The 22,396-nt window shown below is 61.0% G+C and carries 14 protein-coding genes and 1 tRNA gene; 9 read left to right on the forward strand and 6 right to left on the reverse strand.

What is annotated here, in order from left to right:
• Positions 1-89: 89 nt before the first annotated feature.
• Positions 90-1,364 carry a DUF2254 domain-containing protein gene (locus tag KUV51_RS07375; protein WP_222520899.1) on the reverse strand — a complete coding sequence of 425 codons (1,275 nt, stop codon included), beginning with the start codon at positions 1,362-1,364 and terminating at the stop codon, positions 90-92.
• 140 nt (positions 1,365-1,504) lie between these two features.
• Between KUV51_RS07375 and KUV51_RS07380 the strand changes: the two genes are divergently transcribed.
• Together KUV51_RS07380 and KUV51_RS07385 are read left to right on the forward strand one after the other, a co-directional pair.
• Positions 1,505-3,913, forward strand: a complete 2,409-nt coding sequence (locus tag KUV51_RS07380) for an FAD-dependent oxidoreductase (RefSeq protein ID WP_222520900.1) — start codon at positions 1,505-1,507, stop codon at positions 3,911-3,913.
• A 277-nt stretch (positions 3,914-4,190) separates the two neighbouring features.
• On the forward strand, positions 4,191-4,790 hold the full coding sequence (locus KUV51_RS07385; RefSeq protein WP_222520901.1) for an NTP transferase domain-containing protein: 600 nt from the start codon (positions 4,191-4,193) through the stop codon (positions 4,788-4,790).
• On the opposite strand, the gene KUV51_RS07390 is transcribed toward KUV51_RS07385, so the two are convergent.
• From KUV51_RS07390 to KUV51_RS07400, 3 genes are all read right to left on the reverse strand, one after another.
• Complete coding sequence (locus tag KUV51_RS07390; protein ID WP_222520902.1) at positions 4,783-6,654, reverse strand: Hint domain-containing protein; 1,872 nt, start codon at positions 6,652-6,654, stop codon at positions 4,783-4,785. The two genes, KUV51_RS07385 and KUV51_RS07390, sit on opposite strands and share 8 nt — an antisense overlap.
• A gap of 310 nt (positions 6,655-6,964) precedes the next feature.
• The gene (locus tag KUV51_RS07395; protein ID WP_222520903.1) at positions 6,965-13,393 is read right to left on the reverse strand and encodes a tandem-95 repeat protein; all 6,429 of its coding nucleotides are present in this window, start codon (positions 13,391-13,393) and stop codon (positions 6,965-6,967) included.
• A gap of 922 nt (positions 13,394-14,315) precedes the next feature.
• Positions 14,316-14,401 (reverse strand) — tRNA-Leu (locus KUV51_RS07400).
• An 87-nt stretch (positions 14,402-14,488) separates the two neighbouring features.
• Here KUV51_RS07400 and KUV51_RS07405 point away from each other — a divergent pair.
• Positions 14,489-15,067, forward strand: coding sequence for a YqaA family protein (locus tag KUV51_RS07405; protein ID WP_222520904.1), 579 nt, complete (start codon positions 14,489-14,491; stop codon positions 15,065-15,067).
• Complete coding sequence (locus tag KUV51_RS07410; protein WP_222520905.1) at positions 15,064-15,534, forward strand: disulfide bond formation protein B; 471 nt, start codon at positions 15,064-15,066, stop codon at positions 15,532-15,534. Before KUV51_RS07405 ends, KUV51_RS07410 begins: the two co-directional genes overlap by 4 nt.
• Here the strand turns inward: KUV51_RS07410 and KUV51_RS07415 are convergent.
• A complete protein-coding gene (locus KUV51_RS07415) occupies positions 15,515-15,940 on the reverse strand; it encodes an Lrp/AsnC family transcriptional regulator (RefSeq protein ID WP_222520906.1) in 426 nt (141 codons plus the stop codon). The two genes, KUV51_RS07410 and KUV51_RS07415, sit on opposite strands and share 20 nt — an antisense overlap.
• A gap of 105 nt (positions 15,941-16,045) precedes the next feature.
• Here KUV51_RS07415 and rocF point away from each other — a divergent pair, with 105 nt between their 5' ends.
• From rocF to KUV51_RS07430, 3 genes are all read left to right on the forward strand, one after another.
• Positions 16,046-16,966, forward strand: a complete 921-nt coding sequence (rocF, locus tag KUV51_RS07420) for an arginase (protein ID WP_222520907.1) — start codon at positions 16,046-16,048, stop codon at positions 16,964-16,966.
• An 11-nt stretch (positions 16,967-16,977) separates the two neighbouring features.
• Positions 16,978-18,024 carry an ornithine cyclodeaminase gene (locus tag KUV51_RS07425; RefSeq protein ID WP_222520908.1) on the forward strand — a complete coding sequence of 349 codons (1,047 nt, stop codon included), beginning with the start codon at positions 16,978-16,980 and terminating at the stop codon, positions 18,022-18,024.
• Between the two features lie 339 nt (positions 18,025-18,363).
• Positions 18,364-19,734 carry a hypothetical protein gene (locus KUV51_RS07430; RefSeq protein ID WP_222520909.1) on the forward strand — a complete coding sequence of 457 codons (1,371 nt, stop codon included), beginning with the start codon at positions 18,364-18,366 and terminating at the stop codon, positions 19,732-19,734.
• 568 nt (positions 19,735-20,302) lie between these two features.
• Here the strand turns inward: KUV51_RS07430 and dksA are convergent.
• Positions 20,303-20,725: an RNA polymerase-binding protein DksA gene (gene dksA, locus KUV51_RS07435; protein WP_222520910.1), complete on the reverse strand. Its 423-nt coding sequence runs from the start codon at positions 20,723-20,725 to the stop codon at positions 20,303-20,305.
• A gap of 182 nt (positions 20,726-20,907) precedes the next feature.
• Between dksA and KUV51_RS07440 the strand changes: the two genes are divergently transcribed.
• Together KUV51_RS07440 and KUV51_RS07445 are read left to right on the forward strand one after the other, a co-directional pair.
• A complete protein-coding gene (locus KUV51_RS07440; protein ID WP_222520911.1) occupies positions 20,908-21,747 on the forward strand; it encodes an AAA family ATPase in 840 nt (279 codons plus the stop codon).
• A 192-nt stretch (positions 21,748-21,939) separates the two neighbouring features.
• The gene (locus KUV51_RS07445; RefSeq protein ID WP_222520912.1) at positions 21,940-22,395 is read left to right on the forward strand and encodes a GNAT family N-acetyltransferase; all 456 of its coding nucleotides are present in this window, start codon (positions 21,940-21,942) and stop codon (positions 22,393-22,395) included.
• Position 22,396 lies beyond the last annotated feature (1 nt).

Below are 22,396 nucleotides of genomic sequence, written 5' to 3' on the forward strand. Positions count from 1 at the left end.
GCTTCGCTGACCGCCACCCTGCGCGCGCCACATCGCACCCGGTTGCCCAAGCGCGACATCTCACGTCGCTTGGGGCAAAGGCTGCGGATTTAGTCGCGCAACCGCTTTGCCGCCTTCGCCACCAGCCGCTCCCGATCCGGCGCCCAGGCTATGGCCTCCTGCGCACGCTCCAGAAACTCGCCCCCCAAATCGCGGGCTGCCTCGCTCAAGCCGCTGTCCGGATGATGCATCAAGCCCGCCATCACGCGCTGCAGTCTCTGCTGGACTTCAACCTCGCTCGCCCCGTCGCGTGCAATCCCCCCGAAAGCATCAATGATCAGATCACGGGGATCGAGCGGTCGAATATGCAGCCGGTCATGCACAGGATCCGCGTCGCTGGCGGTTTCATCCTTGTAAAGCGACAGAATGCGGGCAGACCGGTTGAGAACGTCAATGGCCGTGCCAGGGTCATTGACCCCAGGCGACAACGCCTTGGACCCGATCTCCGACATCACGAGCAGGCCAAAGCGCGGATCCTGATCGTAGGTGCGCACATCCCCCGTCTCGGCAAGACGCTGCACATCTTCGATCAGGGCATCCCGATCCTCCGGCTCCCCCACAACCCAGGCCAACGGTTCGTTGACGAAAACAAAACTGCCAATGCTACAGGGCATGTATAGTGTCACATCGTGATCACATGCCGCCTGTTGCAAGGCTTCGGGGTAGAGGTATTGCAGGTAACCGCTGTCGCTGGCGGGTACACACCATGCCTTATCGGGGACCTCCCCGGTCCAGGGGCACGCCCCCAGGCAGGGCGTGTCCAGTCGCTCTTCAAATTGCTGTCGCGTGATGTCTTCCACCTGTCTGGTGGTGTCGATCAAAGACCCAAGGGTCTGCAAATGCAGGGTCCACCGGATCAGCGACCACACCACAAAGGCCAGAACCAGCACCGTCAGCCAGAACAGCACCAGAGCCCGGTCATCTACATAAACCCCAATCTCCCGCAGCACGATGGCCACAAGGGCATAGACATAAGCTCCGATAAACGCGGCAAGCGTGTTCTGCGTGACCGCGTCCTGCATGATCAACTGATGCACACGCGGCGTCCACTGGGTCGAAGATGACTGGTACACGCTCACCATCACGGTCAGAGAAAACGTGGTGACTGCCAGCATTGCATTGGCAATCACGTTCAACAGCCGGTCCGCCGACGACCCCGGCAGACGCGTTGCCATGTCCTCGGACACCAAAGGCTCGATCAACTGGGTCAGACCAAGCGCCACAAAGGCAAAAAGCCCCATCAGCGCCACACGCACCCACAGTTTGCGGGTGTATTTCCGGATGGAGCCAAGAATGGTCTTGGGCAGCAATTTCAGAAATTCCATACGCGTCAAACGCCCCAACGCGCCAGCCGTTCCCATTACCGACAGAACATGTCGCAGATGACCAGCCTTGCTCCTTCATCTTGCCAAATAAACTCTTCCCGAAGGGTCGGCCTGTCACCCCAAAGCCTAGGATCGAAACCATGCAAACCACCATCCGCGTCGCCGTGATCGGTGGCGGCGTCATCGGCGCTTCCGTCCTCTACCACCTGACGAAACTCGGCTGGTCCGACGTCATGCTGCTCGAACGTTCCGAACTGACCTCCGGCAGCACATGGCACGCCGCCGGCGGGTTCCACACCCTCAACGGCGACAAGAATATGGCCGCACTCCAGGGCTACACCATCAAGCTCTACAAAGAGCTGGAAGAGATCACCGGCATGTCCTGCGGCCTGCACCACGTGGGCGGCATCACACTCGCCGACAACCGGGACCGCTTCGACATGCTGCTCGCCGAACGAGCCAAGCACCGCTTCATGGGGCTGGAAACCCAGATCGTCACGCCAGAAGAGATCGCAAAAATCGCCCCCATCACCAACACCGACGGTATCCTCGGCGCGCTCTACGACCCGCTCGACGGCCACCTTGACCCCTCGGGCACCACCCACGCCTATGCCAAGGCCGCGCGGATGGGCGGCGCCACGATCCATACCCACACCATGGTGCAGGAAACCAACCAACGCACCGACGGCACATGGGACGTGGTCACAGACAAGGGCACGATCCACGCCGAACACGTGGTCAACGCCGCGGGTCTCTGGGCGCGCGAAGTGGGCGCCATGGCGGGCGTCTACCTCCCCCTCCACCCGATGGAGCACCAATACATCGTCATCGACGACATCCCTGACATCTACAATCGCGACACCGAACACCCCCACGTCATGGACCCCGCAGGCGAAAGCTACCTGAGGCAAGAGGGGCGCGGTCTCTGCATCGGCTTCTACGAACAGCCCTGCCGCCCCTGGGCCGTCGACGGCACACCGTGGAGCTTCGGCCACGAACTCCTCCCCGACGACTTCGACAAGATCGAAGACTCCATCGCCTTCGCCTACAACCGCTTCCCCGTGCTCGAAACCGCCGGGATCAAGTCGGTCATCCACGGCCCCTTCACCTTCGCGCCCGACGGCAACCCGCTGGTGGGCCCCGTGCCGGGCCTGCGCAACTACTGGTCCGCCTGCGGCGTCATGGCGGGCTTCTCCCAGGGCGGCGGCGTCGGTCTGATGCTCGCCCAGTGGATGACGACAGGCGAATGCGAACGCGACGTGACCGCCATGGACGTCGCCCGCTTCGGTGACTGGATCAGCCCCGGCTACACACGCCCCAAGGTGATCGAGAACTACCAGAAAAGGTTCTCCGTCGCCTACCCCAACGAAGAACTGCCCGCCGCCCGGCCCAACCGCACGACACCCATGTACGACATCTTCACCGACATGGGCGCTGTCTGGGGCCAGCAATACGGGCTCGAGGTCGCCAACTACTTCGCCCAAGAGGGCGAGCCGACCTATGAAACCCCCAGCTTCCGCCGTTCCGACGCCTTCGCCGCCACGGCCCGCGAGGTCAAAGCCGTCCGCGCCAGCGTCGGCATCAACGAAGTCCACAATTTCGGCAAGTACCGCGTGACCGGCCCGAACGCCCGCGCCTGGCTCGACCGCATCATGGCAGGCCGGGTCCCCCAGGCCGGGCGCGTCTCGCTCACCCCCATGCTCAGCGCCAAGGGCCGACTGATCGGCGACTTCACCATGTCCTGCCTCAGTGAGACGGAATTCCAACTCACCGCCAGCTACGGCGCACAAGCCGTCCACATGCGCCACTTCCAACAACATGAAGAAACCGGCGTAACCATCGAAAATATCAGCGACAAACGCAACGGCTTCCAACTCGCAGGTCCACGCGCCCGCGACGTCCTGCAAGCTGGCACCCGTACCGACATCGCAGACATGAAATTCCTCGACGTCCGCGAACTCACCGTTGGCATGACCAACTGCATCGTCCAACGGGTCAGCTACACCGGCGATCTGGGGTTCGAGATCTACTGCGACCCCATGGCCCAACGCCAGCTCTGGTGGACACTCTGGCGGGCAGGCCAAGCCCACGACATCACCCCCTTCGGCATGCGCGCCATGATGTCCCTCCGGCTCGACAAGTTCTTCGGGTCATGGCTCAGCGAATACTCCCCCGATTACACTGCAGCCGAAACCGGCCTCGACCGTTTCATCGCATGGAACAAGCCAACCAACTTCATCGGCCGCGCCGCAGCGGAAGCGAAGCGCGCAAACGGCACCGCCCGCAAACTCTGCGCCTTCCTCGTCGACGCAGACGATGCCGACGTGCAGGGCTACGAACCCATCTGGCTCAACGACAAGGTCGTCGGCTTCTGCACCTCGGGCGGCTATTCCCACCACGCGAACACATCCGTTGCCTTGGGCTTCCTGCCGACGGACAAGATTGCCGAAGGCCTGACAATCCAGATCGAAATCCTCGGCCAAATGCGAAACGCCAGTCTCACCACCACCCCGCTCTTCGACGTGGATGGCAGCAGGATGCGGGGGTAATCCCGCCGGGCACGAGAGTGGCCGAAGGCTCCGCCCATGCGCAGGCGAAACCCCGCCCCACGGCGTTTGCCGCTGCGCGGACCGGTCTGGGGCTCCGCCCATTCGGACCTCAAATGCCGTCCCACGGCATTTGCCGCTGCGCGGACTGGTCCGAATTCCCTGTTTCAAAAAATCCTGGGGGGAGGCGCAGCCGGGGGGCAAAGCCCCCCCTCACAATGTCGTCGCGCCCCCGCGCGTCCGTGTTGCAGCGCCGTTGTCAGAGACATACGCTCAAAACATGATACCGATCCTGATCCTCGCCGCTGGCGCGTCATCGCGTATGCGCGGCACCGACAAACTGCTTGAGGACGTGAACGGGCAACCGCTGCTCTCACGGCAAATCGGGATCGCAAGCACACTCACATCAGACATCCGGGTCGCCCTGCCCCCGGCGCCGCACCCACGGTACGCCTGCCTCGACAGCACCCCGGCTCAGGCCATACCGGTTCCCGATGCAGACGAAGGCATGGGCGCCAGCATCCGCACCCTCTTTGCAACGCTGGAGCCAACAATATCCCACGCCATGCTGCTGCTTGGCGACCTGCCGGACATCACTGCTGACGACCTGCATGCGGTGGAAAATGCAGTTCATACACATCCCGAAGCCCTGATCTGGCGCGGTGCGACGGATGACGGACGCGGCGGGCACCCGATCATCTTTGCGCGTGCGCTGTTTCCGGCGTTGTGCAAGCTCTCGGGGGATGACGGCGGACGCGATGTCGTTGCCGCGGCGGGCGACAAGGTACATCTCGTCCCTCTGCAAGGGACACGGGCGCGCCGCGATCTCGACACGCCCGAAGATTGGGCCGCCTGGCGGGCGGCCCGAAACTCTACTTGAGGCGATCCACCAGGATCTCGGCCTCGTGGCGCTTCAGCGCCACGCGCGCGGCACCGTAGCTGTCGAGACCCGCCAGCGTATCAAGCTCCGGGAACAGGGTCAGAACCTCTTCGCGCTGCTCCGCACCAATGCCGCGCAGGGAATGGTCGCCCGGCTGGAAGCTTTCCGACCACGCGCCATCGGCCAACACCACCTCGTGCTGATCGAACATCAGGTGCAAATAGCTGACCGAACCGGTCTGCACCTGATCCACACCGTCCAGACCGGTCAGATGCTTCGCGGCGATCAGAACCTCACGCTCATCGAACATGATCTCCGCCAGGTCCGAATTCACCAACATGCGGTGCTGCGGAGAGACCAGCATGTCCCGCTCAGGCAGTCCTTTGCCCAGCGCACCCTGACGGATCAGCACCGGCTGAAAACTGTCATTGGCGCGCATCTCGTCAGGCGTCAGGTCACGGCGGCCCACCCAGCGCAGGGTTTGCGCGCCGTTGTCACGGGTAAAGACGCGGTCACCCGCCTCCAGGCTTTCAACAGGAACTTCGCCCTTGGGCGTCGCGATGCGTGTGCCGGGTGTAAAGCAGATGATGATCTGCTCGATCTCGGAATAGGTGACACGGCGCGCGACGTTGCCATTGTCGTCCAGCAGTTCGACGGTCCCGGACTCCGAACCGGGCCCATCCGGCAGCACATTTGCGCGAACGCCGGTCAGGTCCAGAATATCGATGTCGGATCCATCCGCATCTTCGCCACCGACGATGTTGTGGTTGCCCAAACCGTCAAAGGTGAACCGGTCCGACCCGGTTCCACCCTCTGCCTGGTCATTGTCCGGTCCAAGGGTAATCAGGTCTTCGCCGTCACCGCCAAGAAGCGTGTCGTCACCGGTACCGCCCACAAGCGTATCGTTGCCTGCACCGCCAACCAGTTCGTCCTGGCCTTGACCGCCGTCAAGAACGTCATCGCCTTCGCCGCCGTCAAGCGTGTCGTCTCCCTGACCACCGGACAGACTGTCGTCGCCGCCCTGGCCAAAGATCGCGTCCTGACCGCTGCCGCCGTCAATCGTGTCGTCACCCGCTTCGATCGGGGTCACAACAGCATCGTCGATCAAATCGCCGGAGAAGGAGAAACCGGAATTGGACGACCGCGCCTCCAGCGTGAATTCGATGAATTCACGGTTTTCGAATGAGGCCGAAAACCACGCATCCTGATCGCTGGGCGTATTCTGTTCGCCCCCGGCTGCGGTCACCTGACCGCCATTCTGGGTGACGTTCAGCGACGTATCGCTGCTTGTTGCGAATGCCGTAAAGCTGTTTGCATCAATCGTGACGGCTTCCTGGTCACCGGGGCTGTTGCGGTCCAGGTCGTTCACGGTTGCAGTGGAATTCAGGGCCACAGCCGTCCCGGTGGTCGCATTCGGGCTGCTCGGGATAAAGAACTCCATCCGGAAACTGGCGGTATCACCGGTTCCGTTGCCGTTCATCAGGATCTCAGCGCCGGTCGAACCCGACAGGTCGACGGTCAGGTTCGGATCGGACTTCGACACCAGCACAATGCGTGCAGACACCTGCGTGCCATCCTCAAGCTGCGCCACGTTGCGGTAAACGGCGAAATCCCCGGGATCGTTATCACGATCATTGGGCGTGACGCGATTGGCCCGCGAAATGACCAACGGTGTGGCGTCATTGCCGGGAGCCGTTCCTTCGCCCACATCGCCGAACAGGGTGTCGTTGCCGTCCCCACCCAGAATGCTGTCGTCGCCACCCTCGCCCGACACCAGGTCCTGGCCGCCAAAGGCCTGAATCGTGTCGTCCTCATTGGTGCCCTGAAGGGTATCGTTGTTCGACGTTCCGTTGATATTTGCCATGGCAGCAGCCTCTACACTCAAACGAATTAACCGGGGCAACGACCTGCCCCCACAGATCTAACACCCGATCTTCGGTTTAATTCAAAACGTCTCGAAATTCAGGGGGAAAAGACGCAGATGATTAACTCTGACGTTTTTCCTGCACAAAGATGCCGCATTGCAGCACTATACGGATCCGTAGCGGAAACAATAGTGCCGTAGGGTGCGTATTGAACACAGGAAACGGGTACAGCCCCCTGCCCCGTTTCCTGCATCACCGCGAATCGATTCGCGGAGATGCTGCATGATTCTGTTGATTCGGCGCGTGGCTCTACTGCGTCAGCAGCTTCGCCTCGTGCTTCTTCAAACTCCGGCGTGCGGATGCGTAATTCGTGATCCCGTCAACCGTTTCCAACTCGGGGAACAGCTCGAGGATCTCGGCGCGTTGCGCGTCGCCCATGGCATTCAGTGTCATGTCGCCGGGCTGGAAACTCTCGGTCCAGGCCCCGTCGGACAGGATCACCTCGTGCTGGTCGAACATCACGTGGATATACGTCGTCTCCGACACCTCCACCACGTCGATACCATCCATCTGCGTCAGGTGCTTGGCCGCGACGAGAACCTCGCTCTCGTCGAAATACAGGGCCGTCTTCTTGTCAGCGACAAGCACACGGTGCTGCGGCGACACAAGCATGTCACGCTCCGGCAGCCCCTTGCCCAACGCACCCTGCCGGATCAGGACCGGACGGAGGTGTTCTGCATCGGCCAGCTCTTCGCCGGTCATCGCACGGTGACCGACCCAGCGGACCTCCTGGATCCCGTTGTCACGGGTGATCACACGATCACCAGGTTGCAGGTCTTCGACACGACGCTCACCCGTCGGGGTGGCGATCAGGGTGCCGGGCGTGAAGCAGGGAATGATGTTCTCGATGTTCTGATAGGTCAGCTGACCTGCCGGATCACCGTTCTGGTCGAAGTAGTTGACCACACCGCTTTCCGCGCCCGGGAAGTCCTCGACCACCTGCAGCGAACCATTGGACGGAGCCGACCCACGCAGATCAAGCGTGTCAAAGTCGATGCCGCTCGTGACCGCCTCGGAGCCATCGACGTTCTCGCCCGGACCGACATTGATGAACAGATCTTCATCTGCGCCGCCAACCAGATTGTCCTGACCGCCGCTGCCGTCCAGGGTGTCCGCGCCATCGCCGCCATCGAGGAAGTCATCCCCAGTCGAGCCGATCAGCAGGTCATTGCCTGCGTCACCGCGCAGGATGTCACCACCGGTACCACCCTCGATAACGTCATCACCTGCACCGCCCGACAGAGAGTCGGAGCCTTGACCACCCAAAATGGTGTCATTGCCCTCACCGCCATCCACGGTGTCCGCAGTGTTGCCGCCGTCGATAAAGTCGTTGCCCTCACCACCAAGGATGGTGTCGTTGCCCTGACCACCGAGCAGGCTGTCGTCACCGATGCCACCGTCGATGAAGTCGTCGTCGATCTCACCGTCGATGGTGTCATTGCCCTCCTCGCCGTAAAGCTCGTCATCGTCGTCGGCACCAAAGATCAGGTCGTTGCCGTCGCCACCGAATACCGTGTCCATCCCGTTGTCGGGACGCGGGTCCGCAGGGAAGAACGGGTTCGACCCGTCATCCTCGATGTTCAGCTGGTCAAGGCCCAGATCGGGATCGTTGCCGGCATAGATGGTATCGTCACCGATGCCGCCCTTGATCAGGTCGTTGCCTTCACCGCCAACGATGCGGTCCGTGCCTTCGTCGCCCGAGATCTCGTCATCGTCGATACCGCCGTCGATCACGTCGTTGCCGGTGCCGCCAACAATGGTGTCGGCATCGTCGCCCGTGCTGATCGTGTCGTCACCCGCGCCACCGTCGACAAAGTCGAGGTCGTTGTCGGGATCGTCGTCCGCCGCAAAGCCGAAGGGGAAGCCCGGAACAGGCGTACCGTCATCGTTCGGGAAGCCCAGGTCGGGCTTCACATCGCCATTGCCGGTGTCGATCAGGTCGTCGCCATCGCCGCCATCGACCACATCGTCGCCTTGACCGGCGATGACGATGTCGTTGCCGCCGCCTGCTTCGATGATGTCATCGTCAGCGTCTTCGGGATCGCTCGAGAAGATGTTGTCTCCGCTGTCGACCATGTCGCCTTCGGGATCGCCCGTGTAGTTCACGTCGATCAGCTCACCGTCGTCGGAGCCTTCAACGATACCGTCCAGCGGGTTCGGCTCGACCGTCACGGTGACTTGCGCGCTGTCAAAGCCGCCCTCGTCGTCCGTGATGGTGTAGTCAATGATCGCATCACCTTCGAAACCGTCATTGGGCGTGAAGGTCAGCGTACCGTCGCCATTGATCACCACGTCACCATCAGGCGACGTCGCCTCGGTCACGCGCAGGTCATCACCGTCAACATCCGTGTCGTTGGCCAGCACGGGAATGTCGACCGCAGTATTGAACGGCGTGGTTTCGGCATCATCGACGGCCTCGGGCGCGTCGTTGACCGGTGTGACCGTGACGACCAAATCGCCTGTGTCGGTGCCGCCGTTCCCGTCCGAGATCGTATAGGTGATCGTTGCATCGCCGTTGAAGTTCTCGGCGGGGGTGAACACCACCTTGTTGTCAACGATGTCCGCGGTGCCCTGCTCGGGTGGAACAACGGCCGAGATGACAGTCAGATCGTCACCATCCGCATCCGTGTCATTCGCCACGACGTCGACGGTAACCTGGGTGTCCTCTTCGGTGGTTTCTGTGTCATCGACAGCAACCGGGCCATCATTGACCGCACCAACGGACACAACCGCTTCGCCGGTGTCCTCGCCACCATTTCCGTCAACGACAGTGTAGGTGATCGTGGCCGGGCCGTTGAAGTTCGGTGCCGGGGTGAAGGTGACAGTGCCATCACCGTTGTCGACAACCGAACCTTCCGCCGGATCAACACTCAGCGACCCGATTTCCAGCGTGTCGCCATCGACATCCGTGTCGTTGCCCAGCAGGTCCACGACAACAGCCACGTCTTCGTCCGTGGTCTCGATATCATCCACGGCGACCGGATCGTCGTTCACGGGGTTCACGGTCACCGCAACTTCGGCCGCGCTGGTGCCGCCATTGCCGTCTGTGATGGAGTAGCTGATCGTCGCGTCGCCGTTGAAGTTCTCGGCAGGTGTGAAGAACAGCTTGTTGTCGACAATATCGACCGTGCCCTGATCGGCAGGCACAGATGCGCCCGTGATCGTCAGGGTGTCGCCATCCGGATCGGTGTCATTGGCCACAACGTCGATGGTGACGGGTGTGTCCTCATCCGTGGTCGCCGTGTCATCGACAGCCGTCGGACCATCGTTGACGGCGCCCACGCTGACAATGGCCTGGCCATCATCAGTGCCACCATTGCCGTCCGACACGGTGTAGTCGATGGTCGCCGTGCCGTTGAAGTTGGGCGCAGGCGTAAAGGTCACCGTGCCATCGCCATTGTCGACGACCGAACCTTGCTCCGGCGGAACCGAAACAGAGTCGAGGATCAGGGTGTCGCCATCCACATCGGTGTCATTGCCCAGAAGGTCGATCACGACGGCTTCGTCTTCCATTGTGTCGGCCAGATCATCGACCGCCACCGGATCATCGTTGACCGGGTTCACGGTCACAGTCACCTCGGCGGTGTCCGTGCCGCCATTCCCGTCCGAGATGGCGTAGCTGATGGTCGCATCGCCGTTGAAGTTCGGCGCAGGCGTGTAGAACAGCTTGTTGTCGACAACATCGACCGTGCCCTGATCGGCGGGCACCGACGCGCCCGTGATGGTCAGTGCATCGCCATCCACATCTGTGTCATTCGCCAGCGCGTCGATGGTGACGGCAGTGTCCTCATCCGTGGTTGCCGTGTCATTGACCGCGTCAGGCGCATCATTGACCGGGTTTACCGTGACGTTGACAGTGCCGGTGTCCTCGCCGCCGTTGCCGTCAGAAACGGTGTAGGTGATCGTGGTCGGACCGTTGAAGTTCTCGTTCGGCTCAAAGGTGATCGTGCCGTCCGCATTGATCGTCACCTCACCATCGGGCGAGGATGCATCGGTCACTTCCAGCGTGTCGCCATCCGCATCGGTGTCGTTGGCCAGGACAGGAATATCGACCGATCCGTCCTCGTCCACTTCGGCCGTGTCGTCATTGGCAACCGGGCCGTCATTGATCGGGTTCACGGTCACGTTGACGGTGGCCGTGTCTTCACCACCATTCCCGTCAGACACGGTGTATGTGATCGTCGTCGGGCCGTTGAAGTTCGGGTTTGGCTCGAACGTGATCGTGCCGTCGCCGTTGATGGTCACATCCCCATTGGGCGAGGAGGCGTCGATGACCTCAAGCGTGTCACCGTCCACATCCGTATCATTGGCCAGAACCGGGATGTCGACCGAACCGTCCTCGTCCACTTCGGCTGTGTCGTCATTGGCAACCGGATCGTCATTGACCGGGTTCACCGTCACATTGACAGTCGCCGTGTCCTCACCGCCATTCCCGTCCGAGATGGTGTAGGTGATCGTCGTCGGGCCGTTGAAGTTCTCATTCGGCTCGAAGGTCAGCGTGCCGTCCGCGTTGATGGTCACATCACCGTCGGGCGAGGTTGCGTCGGTCACAGTCAGCACATCACCGGCATCGGGATCGCTGTCATTGGCCAATACGTTGATATTGACGCTCCCGTCCTCATCCACGGTCGCCGTGTCATCCACCGCATCCGGACCGCGGTTGATCTCGTCGCCGATCACATCCTCAATCTCGGTGAAGTCGATGGTCAACCCGTTCGGATTGCCCGACCCGTCCACAAAGACAACCGTACCATTGATACCATTGCCGTTGCTGTCCGAGGTCACGTTGTCCAGATAGAACGGGCCTTGGCCGGTCAGATCCAGAACATCGCTGTCCGTGTTCAGCGCCGGATCGGCGTTGAAGCCACCCGAACCACCATCAACGGTGTCGCCCGCGCCGCCAAAGATCGTGTCGGCATTGGCGCCACCTTTCAGCAGGTCGTCACCGTCGCCGCCGATGATGACGTCATCGCCATCCTCGCCAAAGACCATGTCGTCGCCATCGCCGCCGTCCAGCGTGTCATTGCCGGTCTGGCCGTGGATCCAGTCGTTGTCGGCACCGCCGTCCACGACGTCGTTCCCCGATCCCATCCAGATCTCGTCATTGCCGTCGCCACCAAGACCGGTGTCGTTGCCCGACCCGCCGACAAGCACGTCGCGGCCTGCGCCGCCATCCAGCAGGTCGTTGCCCTTGCCACCTTCCAGACGGTCATTCCCGTCACCGCCGACCAGGCTGTCGTTGTCATCTTCGCCCTTCAGCGTGTCGTTGCCGCCCTCGCCAAAGATCGTGTCGTCACCGGCACCGCCCTGCAGCGTGTCGTCGCCATCGGCGCCTTCATCCAGGATGGGCGCGTCGAAATAGACGTCGGTGATGTTGATGCCCGAGTTGTTGTTGCCGTCCTGATCATGCTCGATCACGATGCGGGCAACTGGCCCCGGAATGCTGACCAGCACCGAATACTCGTCCGAGGTATCGTCGAGATAGCCACCGTTGCTGTCGGCAGTGTCATTGCCCGCCACGCCATCGGTGTCTTTCAGGGTCAGCTCGCTACCGCCCTCAAGGTTGACGAAAATCTGCTGACCGGCGGCATTGTATGCCTTAACGCGCACCACACCGTCGCCATCAATGTCATTGATACGGAAGGAGACATCCTCGACCGGGTTCGAGAAGGACAGCTCGTAGTCAGCCGAATTGCCCTTGCCGTTCAACACGTTGTCGAGCGAGCTGTTGTCGTCGACGTTGTTGCCGTCACCGTCGATATTCGACACGTTCTGATCGTCATCGGACTGGATCGTCTCGGACGCACCGGACTGGCTCAGGATCTTGAAGGACACGTTCACATTGCCGGTGTCCTGGGTGAAGTTGCCCAGGTCGTTGCCGTCACCGAACGGGGACTTCTCCCATTCAAAGACTTCGCGCTCGGACACACCGGCGCCCGGGCCTGAATAGTTGCTGTCGCCATAGATGACGTCGTCACCGTCGCCGCCCAACACGCTGTCATTGCCCGATCCGGCATAGACTTCGTCATCGGCATCGCCAGACTTGACGGTGTCGTCACCGCCCAAGGCGTCCACGATGTCATCATCCGGACCCTCACCCGGCAGCAGGGCATCGCCCGCATCGATCATGTCGCCTTCGGGATCACCCGTATAACCTGCATCGATCAGGTTTCCGTCATTGTCACCCTCGACCACACCGTCGCCGGTCGTGTCGAACACCAGGTTGTCGATGGCACCCGAGCCTTTCAGCTCGACTTCCATCCGCGTCACACCGGAAATGTCGAAATCCACGATCGACTGACCATTGTTGTCGGTATCGTCGATCTTCACCTTTTCGATCTGGTGGCCGTCCGCATCAAAGAACCGGACATAAGCTCCCTCTTCAATGTCGAGGAATGTCAGGCGGTTGATCGTCGAAGGATCGTCAAAGACAAAGTTGATCTTGCCGCCGCCTGCGTTGTCGTCGGGATCATGGCTGTCGCCATCTTCCGAAATGATCAGCGCCTTGCCCAGGTTGGTCGTGCGCAGGTCCGTGTCACCACCGGTCGGATGCGCGGTGTTGAAGATCATGGCCTTGTTCGACCCGCCAACGGCAGAGATGGTCACACCCTGCGCTGAAAACTCGTTGTCAACCACGGTCCCAGTCGCGAGGTTGTTGAAATCGATAAACTTAGTCATGGGTCAGGCCTCCTAGGCAGGGTTGCGCGCAGCACGCAACGCGACCGAAATCAATTCAGAATGAACAGTGGACACGGGCGCTCCCCGCCCGTTGGAAAACAGACGCGCATCCAAAACTCGCGGCGCCAGGCTGTGCATTGATCGGCACATGGAAACGTCTCCATCATTCACTCACTCTTCACCCGAGACGAGGCGACGCAGTCGGTAACTGGGCGATCCGCACGCACACCTGCCAGAAATGAGGGAGAATGACGGCCCGCGCCGATGCGCACGCGGGTAAGTGACCCGACACACGCATGTATCAGCGGTTGCTCAAGCAACGCAGCGAACACACATTTCCCGCACCTTGCCAGTGCGTCTTGTGCGGTCGCCCCCATGACCTACAGACATCGCCCCCCAGTTGGGCAAGAATGTTCTTACGGTCACGTTTGATGCAAACAAAGGGAAAAATGTCCGAAAAACGTCGGCATTGCCTCAATTGAGTCCGCTTTCCTCACATTCAACTGAACAATTTCACTACCCTTGGTTGAATGTATCTGCCGGACAAACCTCAACGTATGCGCGAAAATCCGCCTAAACATCTGTAGCGCAATAACTTCGGCGGCTTTCCGCGCACCACTTTATTCAACGTCGAGTTTCGTCGGTCGAAACAATTAACCCTAGGTCAGATCGCCAAAATCCTGCCGTGATCCGGATAACATACGTTCACGAACTGACACCAATCTTGAAAGATTTCAGCGAATGGTGCGCAGCGACGAACAAGGTCTCAAAAATGAACGAATCGGTCGGACCAACAGCCTGAACATAATGCGGATGCCGCCCGGCCATGTCGCTGCACGCAAAACGCGCCGCCCAACGGTGCTTCACGACATGCGCATCAAAATGGCAGTGTCGCCAGACAGAGCACTGAATTTGGTGAGGCTGGTACCCAAGGCCGGACTCGAACCGGCACGCCCGCAAAGGCGGGGGATTTTGAATCCCCTGCGTCTACCATTCCGCCACTTGGGCCTCGCATAGGCGGATACCGAACTGCTGCAGCAGGAGCAAGGGCAAAGCGACTTGACGTTGTCCTGCGCGCATGGTCTGCCGCCGCGCATGATACGTGGACTGTATGACTGGACCATGGGCTGGGCCAACCACCCCTATGCGCTGTGGGTTTTGGCATTTGTGGCCTTCATCGAAAGCTCGGTGTTTCCGATCCCGCCCGACGTGCTGATGATCCCCATGATCCTGGCCGCCCCGCACCGCGCCTTTCTGATCGCGGGTGTGGCGCTGGTGTCTTCCGTGCTTGGCGGGCTACTGGGCTATGCCATCGGCGCCTTCGCGTTCGAGACCATCGGCCAGCCCATCCTCGCGGCTTTGGGCAAGGCCGACGCGATGGAGGCGTTCAACACCCGCTTCAATGATGTCGGCTTCTGGGCGGTGCTCACAGCCGGGGTCACACCCTTCCCCTACAAGGTCATCACGATCATGTCGGGTTGGACCTCCATGCCGCTCGCCACCTTCGTCGCCACCTCGATCCTCGCCCGCGCACTGCGCTTCTTCATCGTGGCGGGCCTGCTCTGGGGCTTCGGCGCACCAATTCGTGATTTCATCGAACGCCGCCTGGGCTTGATGTTCACCCTGTTCATCGTGATCCTCATTGGCGGATTCTTGGCCGTGGGGGCGCTATGACACGACAGTCCTACGTGATCCTCGCCGTAGCCGGGTCGGCCGCCTTGCTGCTCGGCGCCTTCGCCTTTCAGCACCTCGGCGGGCTGGCCCCGTGCAAGATGTGCATCTGGCAACGCTACCCGCATCTGGCTGCCATCTTGCTGGGCGTATTGGCGTTCTTCGTCCCCCTACCCGTCCTCATCGTCCTCGGCGCAGGCGCGGCTCTCGTCACCGCAGGGATCGGCGGCTACCACGTCGGCGTGGAACAAGGCTGGTGGGAAGGCCCCTCAAGCTGCTCCGGCAGCGCCGTCGGCGACCTCGACCCCAACGCGCTCTTCGACCAGATCATGGCCGCCCCCCTCATCCGCTGTGACGAGATCGCCTGGCAATTCGCGGGCCTGTCGATGGCAGGCTGGAACATGGTGCTGTCGCTGGTGATCGCGGGTCTCTGGATCGCCGCCCTCCGCGTCAGGCCGACTTCCGCGTAGACAGCAGCAACGACGTCTCGCTCGCCACCACCCCATCAAGACGGCGGATCTTGAACAACACCTCGTCAAACCGTTCCAGCGTCTCCGTCCCGATCTCGACAATCACGTCCCAGCGCCCATTGGTCGAATGCACGGCCCGCACCTCGACCATGCCCTGAAGCTGGCGGATGATGCGCTCGGTCCCCCGCCCCTCGATCCCGATCATCATCAGCCCGCGCACCGGGTCCTGCGCCGTGTCCGCCTTCAGCACCACGGTAAAGCCCACAATGTCACCACGCGCTTGCAGTTTCTCGATCCGCGACCGCACCGTCGTGCGGGACAGGCCCAGCCGAATGGACAGATCCGACAGCGACGCCCGCGCATCATGGCGCAAGGCCGCAACCAACCGATTGTCTATATCGTCCACTCACACCTCCAATTTGAACAGTCAGGTTCCGATACGTCCACTTTGACCGCTTGTCCACGACACAAATTGATCAGACATCTCGGCCAAGCAGATGCGAGACCCCAGATGACACCCAAAACAATCGACCTGATCGGCGTACCCATGGACAGCGGCAAACGGCGCCGAGGCTGCCTCATGGGCCCCGACGCCCTGCGCACAGCGGGCCTCCACGCGGCCCTGTCGGACCTTGGCCACAGCGTCACTGACACCGGCAACGTCACCCCCGCCGCCTTCACCGAAACCACTGGCACCCACCTGCACGCACAACAGGAAACCATCGCCTGGACCCAGGCCCTCTCCGAACGCGCCGAAGCCACCGACCCGAACACCGTCCCGATCTTCATGGGCGGCGACCACGCCCTCGCCCTCGGCACCGTGCGCGGCATGGCAAACGCGGCAGCACGGGCAAACCGCCCCCTCTTCGTCCTCTGGCTCGACGCCCATACTGACTACCACACGCCCGCCACCACAGCCTCCGGCAACCTGCACGGCACACCCGTGGGCTATGTCACGGGCCGCGACGGGTTCGACGGCTTCCCGCCCGTCCCCAGCCCCGTACCCCACGAAAACATCGCCATGCTCGGCCTCCGCTCCGTCGATGCCGAAGAACGCGCCGCCATCGAAGAAACTGAAGTCACCTATGTGGACATGCGCCACATCGACGAACACGGCATCGCCAAACCGCTCGCTGCCTTCCTCGACCGCGTGACCCAAGCAAATGGCCTCCTCCACGTCTCGCTCGACGTGGATTTCCTCGACCCCTCCGTCGCCCCCGCCGTCGGCACCACCGTTCCCGGCGGTGCCACCATCCGCGAAGCGCATCTGGTGATGGAGATGATCTGCGACAGCGGCCTCCTGTCGTCGCTCGACATCGTGGAGTTGAACCCCTTCCTCGACGAACGCGGGCGCACCGCGCAGCTGATGGTGGACCTCACGGCCTCCGCCTTCGGCCGCCGCGTCTTCGACCGCCCCACCCGCGCCTATTAAGGAGACAGAAAATGCAAGAACCCTCCGACAAGGCCCTCGTCCCCTTCGTCTCCGTCGATCACATGATGCAACTGATCCACCACATCGGCCTGAAGGACATGCTGCGCGGGCTGGCGGGCTACATCGAAGCCGACTTCAAACGGTGGGAGCTGTTCGACAAGACGCCCCGCGTCGCCTCGCACTCCGCCGAGGGCGTGATCGAGCTGATGCCAACCTCAGACGGCGAAACCTACGGCTTCAAATACGTCAACGGACACCCCAAGAACACGGCCGACGGGCTGCAAACGGTCACGGCCTTCGGGCTGCTCGCGGACGTCGACACCGGCTACCCCGTCCTGCTCACAGAAATGACAATGCTCACCGCCCTGCGCACAGCGGCCACCTCCGCCATGGTCGCGCGCGCACTCGCGCCCAAAGGGGCCAAAACCATGGCGATGATCGGCAACGGCGCACAATCGGAATTCCAGTCGCTGGCCATGCAAGCCATCGCAGGCATCGAAGAAGTCCGGCTTTATGACATCGACCCGGCGGCCACCGCCAAATGCTCCGCCAACCTCGCAGGCACCGGCCTGCGCGTCACCCGCTGCACCACGGCCGAGGACGCCATCGAAGGCGCGCAAATCCTTACCACCTGCACGGCGGACAAGGCATATGCCACGATCCTGACCGACAATCTGGTCGGCGCGGGCGTGCACATCAACGCCATCGGCGGCGACTGCCCGGGGAAAACAGAAATCGCCCCCGCGATCCTCAAACGCGGCGACATCTTCGTCGAATATCCGCCCCAAACGCGGATCGAGGGCGACATCCAGCAACTGGACGGCGACCACCCGGTCACCGAAATCTGGCAGGTCCTGACCGGTCAGGCCCAGGGACGCACCTCCGACAAGCAAATCACCATCTTCGACAGCGTCGGCTTCGCGATCGAGGATTTTTCGGCCCTGCGCTACGTCCGCGACCAGATCGCAGGCACGCCTTACTTCCACCCGCTCGATCTGCTTGCCGACCCCGACGACCCGCGGGACCTGTTTGGAATGCTCACGCGGGCCAAGGGTTAAAGGGCGAATCAACCGGCTCGGGTTTCCGATACACGTCGTCATTCGTCAGATCGACGACGGATCATTTGCATCCATCGCGACTGAATGCGCGGCGTGGCCCGGCGCATTCCAGCCGCTTTTTCAAAATGAATCCGGCATCTGGCTGCCAGACAGTTCAATCCGGGGTTGCATTGTCACTTCGGTGCCGACCCTCGGAACCGCACCAAGCATCAATTTGCCCACTCAAAACAGCAGGTGAGGATTTGATGCGAAGCAGCGTCAACGCCCCCCAGTCTTCCCAGGCGAAGGTCATTCTTCGCGCACCAACACGTCATGATGCACTCCCAAAAGGAAGACCAAATGCCATTCGATGCAAACCACTCCGGCACCGATGAATTTCAGTTCAATACCACGTCGGAACTGTTCCAACTGCCCACCGCCACCACAGGTCAAATCGCGCTGACACAAGCACTCTTGAGCCGCGACATCGAAGTGTCCGAGCTGACCGACGCGCAAACAGAGACCTTCTCTGATTTTGCCGAGTTGCTGGACACGGCCTCAGCCGCCGACATCAACACAAGCGACCATGTGATCAACCTTTTGGGCGAAGATCTCGACATCACGTTCGTGGAAGACTTCCGCACCACGGACGGCCAAAAACTGGACGGTGCTGCGACAGAACACGGACGGATCTTCCTTGATGCCGATCTGACCGGCGCCTCACTCAAAGCCACCCTCGTCGAAGAGATCGCCGAAGCCGCCTTCAACGAAGCCTTCGACAGCACATCTCAGGGTGACTTTGGCGCCGAAGTCGCCGCACGTCTGTCAGGAAAAACCGACCCAGCCGTACTGGCGGCGTTCAGTTCCGAGACCCAAGACGACACGGTGCAGACGGAGTTTGGGACAGCAGAAGCGGCAACAAGCAGTCCGGTGTCCGACCAGTTCACCTTTCCCTTCAGCCAGGACATCATCGGAGTGAACAACCTGGACGGGACCTACGACCACAAATTGACGACCTACGGATCGGGCGACCTACCTCCATTCGAACGGCTTGATGAACCGACACTTGTGACCCCGGGCGCCAGACAGATGAACCTGTCCAATATCCAGGGCAAATATGATCTGAACGGCGACGGTGTCCTGGATCAATATGCGATGAGAGCGGCCTATGCAGATGTGGAAAGGCCAATTTCGGTGCTTGGCGTAACGCCCACCAAACTGCTCCCGACATCGCAATCGAACTCCGTCCTGATCGGTCAAGGCGAGGCTTCGACGACCTGGGTCCTGAGAACGGAGCAACGGCATGAAACCTCAGCGGAGTTCAACTGGAACTCATCGGTTGCCACCACTTTGGAGGCATCGGGCGAGTTTCTGGGGATCGGCGCATCCGCATCCGTGACCGCATCGGTAGAGGCCGGTGGCTCCGTGAAATCGACCAACGCCTTTACCGTGGCAAACGAAGTTCGTGACACCTACACCATCCCCGCAGGCGCATATGAACCGGGCACCCTGGTGAACTACGGCTTCCACATGATCGTGGGCGACGTCGATGTTGTGCAACACACGTTGTACATCCTCGAAATCACCAACGCGGCATCAGGAACCGAGGATTTCATCACTTTCCAGGGCTACAATCGGGACACCATTCAAGACCACTATGCCGGTCTTGTCGTGACCGACTACGACGTCAACAATCCCCCCTTGGGCGAAGACATCATCGGTCTTGCGTAAATGGCCGAATGAGGTGGACAGAGCGAACATATCGCTCTGTCCAATCCATGTCTTGCCGAGGCATCAGAGCGCAAGGCGGCCGGACATCAACGCCAGCCCCGGCACTCGGGTGTCGACGGTCAGGTGCGGCGTGCCCACCTGGAGCCCATTGCAAGGTTGGTTCGCTTGAACGACCTCCAGACCAGAATGAAGCGGGGCGCCGCCTGCGCTGATCCTTTGCGCGGCACAACCATATCTGGTGAAAGGTGTATGAAATCTGCCACCCCAAAACGGGCCACGCTGCGCGCGCCGCGCAGAGACCACGGACAAGGTTTGCTTGTAACGTAGCGCAGAGGTTTCGGAAGAGTGAACGCGCCGCCTCAAACGTTAACGGGTCGCCATCGGTAAACAGACAGTAAACACATGCCCGGCATCAAAATGCGTAGTTTCACCGCAAAAATATGCAGTTTTGGAAAAAGCCCCTGAAATCGGTGGGTTTGGCGGGGCGCAAAATGCGCAGTTTTCCTGCCAAAATGTGCGGTTCGGGGCGAACGCCGCCCCGACACCTCAGCGTACGGTGCGTTAACGCTTAGTCGTCGCGATGGACCTTTTCACGGCGCTCGTGACGCTCCTGCGCCTCGAGGCTCATGGTCGCGATGGGACGCGCATCCAGACGTTTGAGCGAAATCGGCTCGCCCGTCACGATGCAATATCCGTACTCGCCTTCGTCGATCCGACGCAGGGCGGAATCGATCTTGGCCACCAACTTGCGCTGGCGATCACGGGTGCGCAGTTCCAGCGCTCGGTCCGTTTCCTCGGAGGCACGGTCGGCCACGTCCGGGATGTTGCGGGTCCCGTCCTGCAGTCCTTCAATTGTATCTTTGCTTCCTGCCAGAAGCTCAGATTTCCAGTTCAGCAACTTGCGGCGAAAATACTCAACCTGCCGGTCATTCATGAACGGCTCGTCTTCGGCCGGACGATAATCATCCGGCAGGAACACTTCCTGTTTCATTGGCTTCCCCTCAATACGACTGACGTTGGCCATAACGGCTCCCCAGTTGGTCCTGTGCTTGCCCCGACCATCTCCCTGCCGCAGCGTCTATCCGAGGGACATGGGATTGTCACTACCCATTCCCGCACCAGATTGGCTAAAAGCTGCGTGATGAAGAGATTGCCGCAAATGGGTGAACACACATGAAATTCCAGGGCACAGACGCCTACGTCGCCACCGACGACCTGACCATCGCCGTGAACGCGGCCGTCACACTTGAACGGCCCCTGCTCGTCAAAGGCGAACCCGGCACCGGCAAGACCGAACTTGCCAAGCAGGTGGCCCGCGGCCTTGGACTGCGGCTGATCGAATGGAACATCAAGTCGACCACACGCGCCCAGCAGGGCCTTTATGAATATGACGCCGTCAGCCGTTTGCGCGACAGCCAGCTGGGCGAGGACAAGGTCCATGACGTCGGCAACTACATCAAGAAAGGCAAGCTTTGGGAGGCGTTCGAAGCCGACGAGAAAGTGGTTCTTCTGATCGACGAGATCGACAAGGCCGACATCGAATTTCCCAACGATCTCCTGCAGGAACTCGATAAGATGGAGTTCTTCGTCTACGAGACCGGCGAGACAATCCAAGCCCGCCAACGCCCCGTTGTCATCATCACCTCGAACAACGAAAAGGAACTGCCCGACGCCTTCCTGCGCCGCTGTTTCTTCCACTACATCCGCTTCCCGGACATGGAAACGATGAAGCAGATTGTGGCCGTCCACCACCCGGGCATCAAGGAAAGCCTGCTGACCACGGCGCTTACCCAGTTCTTCGAAATCCGCGAACAGCAAGGGCTGAAGAAGAAGCCTTCGACCTCCGAAGTGCTGGACTGGCTCAAGCTGCTTCTGGCCGAGGATATGAGCGCCGAAGACCTGAAATCCGGCGGTGCCTCGGCCCTGCCGAAACTGCATGGCGCACTGCTGAAAAACGAACAGGACGTGCACCTGTTCGAACGGCTCGCCTTCATGGCGCGCGGCCAACGCTGACGTCACGGCCCGCTAAGTAAACCTCTGACCCAAAAGGCGAGTCTTTTGGGTCACAATCTGCGCGCGCACCGGAAACGCGTATGATTTGAGGACAAAAAACCTTTCTTTTGCCTGAATTGCTCCATACCTTGACCGTGATGAGAGGCGAAAACGCCCGCATCCAAAATGCTAAAAGGCAGGCAGGCAGTAATAATGACCGGTACAGACGCACTCAAAGTGCGCCCTCTTTTGTCGTCGGATCGCCCCGCGTGGGATGATCTGTGGAAAGCGTATCTCGCCTTTTACGAGACAACCCGCCCGCAAGAGATTTTTGACACATATTTCGACCGCCTGCAGGGCAATGATCCTCAAGACTTCAACGCAATCGTCGCCGAAGTGGACGGCAAACTCGTCGGGCTGGCCCACTACCTGTTCCATCGCCATGGCTGGAAAGTCGAGAATGTCTGCTACCTGCAGGACCTTTACGCCGATCCGTCTGTTCGGGGACAAGGCATTGGCCGCGCGCTGATCGAAGGTGTCTACGCCGCAGCCGATGCGGCGGGAGCGCCCTCGGTCTACTGGCTGACGCAGGACACCAACACGCAGGCCCGCAAGCTCTACGACCGTGTCGGCACCCTGTCGCCCTTCATCAAGTACGATCGGGGATAAG

Source organism: Tateyamaria omphalii, assembly GCF_019802125.1.
GTDB classification, from domain to species: Bacteria; Pseudomonadota; Alphaproteobacteria; order Rhodobacterales; family Rhodobacteraceae; genus Tateyamaria; species Tateyamaria omphalii_B.

Coding starts and splice junctions, on each gene's coding strand:
- KUV51_RS07375 (WP_222520899.1), bottom strand. CDS start 1,364: ATGGAATTTCTGAAATTGCTGCCCAAGACCATTCTTGGCTCCATCCGG.
- KUV51_RS07380 (WP_222520900.1), top strand. CDS start 1,505: ATGCAAACCACCATCCGCGTCGCCGTGATCGGTGGCGGCGTCATCGGC.
- KUV51_RS07385 (WP_222520901.1), top strand. CDS start 4,191: ATGATACCGATCCTGATCCTCGCCGCTGGCGCGTCATCGCGTATGCGC.
- KUV51_RS07390 (WP_222520902.1), bottom strand. CDS start 6,654: ATGGCAAATATCAACGGAACGTCGAACAACGATACCCTTCAGGGCACC.
- KUV51_RS07395 (WP_222520903.1), bottom strand. CDS start 13,393: ATGACTAAGTTTATCGATTTCAACAACCTCGCGACTGGGACCGTGGTT.
- KUV51_RS07405 (WP_222520904.1), top strand. CDS start 14,489: ATGATACGTGGACTGTATGACTGGACCATGGGCTGGGCCAACCACCCC.
- KUV51_RS07410 (WP_222520905.1), top strand. CDS start 15,064: ATGACACGACAGTCCTACGTGATCCTCGCCGTAGCCGGGTCGGCCGCC.
- rocF (WP_222520907.1), top strand. CDS start 16,046: ATGACACCCAAAACAATCGACCTGATCGGCGTACCCATGGACAGCGGC.
- KUV51_RS07425 (WP_222520908.1), top strand. CDS start 16,978: ATGCAAGAACCCTCCGACAAGGCCCTCGTCCCCTTCGTCTCCGTCGAT.
- KUV51_RS07430 (WP_222520909.1), top strand. CDS start 18,364: ATGCCATTCGATGCAAACCACTCCGGCACCGATGAATTTCAGTTCAAT.
- dksA (WP_222520910.1), bottom strand. CDS start 20,725: ATGAAACAGGAAGTGTTCCTGCCGGATGATTATCGTCCGGCCGAAGAC.
- KUV51_RS07440 (WP_222520911.1), top strand. CDS start 20,908: ATGAAATTCCAGGGCACAGACGCCTACGTCGCCACCGACGACCTGACC.
- KUV51_RS07445 (WP_222520912.1), top strand. CDS start 21,940: ATGACCGGTACAGACGCACTCAAAGTGCGCCCTCTTTTGTCGTCGGAT.